Origin of the sequence: Streptomyces katrae, assembly GCF_000966975.1 — a bacterium.
Taxonomy (GTDB): domain Bacteria; phylum Actinomycetota; class Actinomycetes; order Streptomycetales; family Streptomycetaceae; genus Streptomyces; species Streptomyces katrae.
In genome coordinates this window covers 1-1,904 of sequence record NZ_JZWV01000775.1, presented here as the reverse complement: position 1 = coordinate 1,904, position 1,904 = coordinate 1, and the positions used below count along the sequence as shown (strand labels likewise).

The window sequence follows — 1,904 nt, the reverse complement described above, 5'->3', positions numbered from 1 at the left end:
CCACACGGTCAGACCCGCCCCGGCGGCGGACCCGCCGGCGGAGAGCGTGCCCTCGGCGTGCCGCGTCCACGGCTCGCCGGTGTCGGCGTCCTCGGGGCGGGAGTACAGGCTCAGCGCACGCCGGCCCTGCCCGTCCGGCTCCGCCACCGTCAGCCGCAGCTGCACCCCGCCGTCCTCGGGCAGCACCAGGGGCGCGGCCAGGGTCAGTTCGTCGAGCGTGTCGCAGCCGGCCTCGTCACCGGCCCGTACCGCCAGCTCCACCAGCGCCGCCCCCGGCACCACGGCCCGGCCCAGCACGCGGTGGTCCGCCAGCCAGCCGTGCGAGCGCAGCGACAGCCCGGCGGTGAACAGGAACCCGCCGGAGTCGGCCAGGGAGATCGCGGTGCCGAGCAGCGGATGCCCGGCCAGGCTCAGCCCCAGCTCGGCGGCGGCCGCCCCGGGGACGGGCGCGGCCGGGCTGCCGGTGGACTTCAGCCAGTACCGTTCGCGCTGGAAGGCGTACGTCGGCAGGCCGGTCACCGCCGGGCGGGTGTCGGCGTAGAACCTCGCCCAGTCCACCCGTACGCCCCGCACGTGCAGCTGGGCGACGGCGTGCACCAGCGACCACACCTCGGGCCGGTCCCGGCGCAGCGAGGGGACCAGTGCGGCCCCGGACTCGGCGGTCAGGCAGGCGCGGGCCATCAGGGACTGCATGGCGAGCGGCCCGACCTCCAGGTACGTGGTCACCCCCTCGGCCTCCAGCGTGCGGACGGCGTCGACGAACCGTACGGCCTCGCGGACGTGCCGCACCCAGTACTCGGGGTCGCACATCCGGTCGGCGTCCATCAGCTCGCCGGTCAGCGCGTCGACCATCGGGACGCGCGGCGCCCGGAAGGTGAGCGAGCGGGCGACCTCCCGGAACGCGTCGAGCATCGGGTCCATGTGCGGGGAGTGGAAGGCGTGTCCGACGGTCAGTCGCTTGATGCGGTACCCCTCGGCCTTCCACCGGTCGCCGAGCCCGGTGATCAGCTCCTCGTCGCCGGAGACCACGAAGGCCTCCGGCCCGTTGACCAGGCCGATGCTCACCCGGCCGCCGAGCTCGTCCAGGGCCTCCCGGACGACCTGCTCGGGGGCTTCGACGGCGACCATTCCGCCGCCGGGGGGCAGCTCGTTCATCAGCCGGCTGCGCGCGGTCACCAGGGTGGCGGCGTCGGCGAGGGAGAGCACGCCGGTGACGTGGATGGCGGCCGAGTCGCCGATGGAGCCGCCGGAGACCAGGTCGGGGCGGATGCCCCAGTGCTCCAGCAGCCGGTACAGGGCCACTTCGAGGGCGAAGATGGCCGGCGAGGAGTACAGGGTGCGGTCGATGAGCGCGGCCTCGGGGGTGCCCTCGGCGGCGAACACGATCTCGCGGATCGGCCGGTCCAGGTGCCGGTCGAGTTCGGCGCAGACCTCGTCGAAGGCGGCGGCGAACACCGGGAACGTCTCGTACAGTTCGCGGCCCATGCCGGGGCGCTGGCTGCCCTGGAAGGTGAACAGGAACGCCGTGCGGCCCTTCTCGGCCGTGCCCCGCACCAGGCCGGCGGCGGCCCCGGCGCCCTCGGCGAGGGCGTCGAGGGCGCCGAGCAGTTCCTCGCGGCCGTCGGCGACGACGGCGGCCCGGTGCTCCCAGGTGGAGCGGGACGCTGCGAGGGAGTACGCCAGGTCGACGGGGGCGGCGGCGGCCGCCTCGGGGGACTCGCGCAGGAACGCGGCCAGCCGCCCGGCCTGGGCCCGCAGGGCCTCGGGGGTGCGGCCGGAGACGAGGAACGGGAGGGTGGCGGGCGGGGCGACGGGGGCGGTCTGCGGCTGGGTCTGCGGCTGCGTGCCCTCGGGCTGCGCGTCGGCGGGGACGGCCTCGGGGGCCTGCTCCAGGATGATGTGCG

The 1,904-nt window shown here is 76.0% G+C and carries 1 protein-coding gene; it reads right to left on the bottom strand.

What is annotated here, in order from left to right; all coding sequences use genetic code 11:
- The coding region (locus VR44_RS26290) for an acyltransferase domain-containing protein (RefSeq protein WP_045950083.1) at nt 1-1,904 on the bottom strand (1,904 nt) is incomplete at both ends.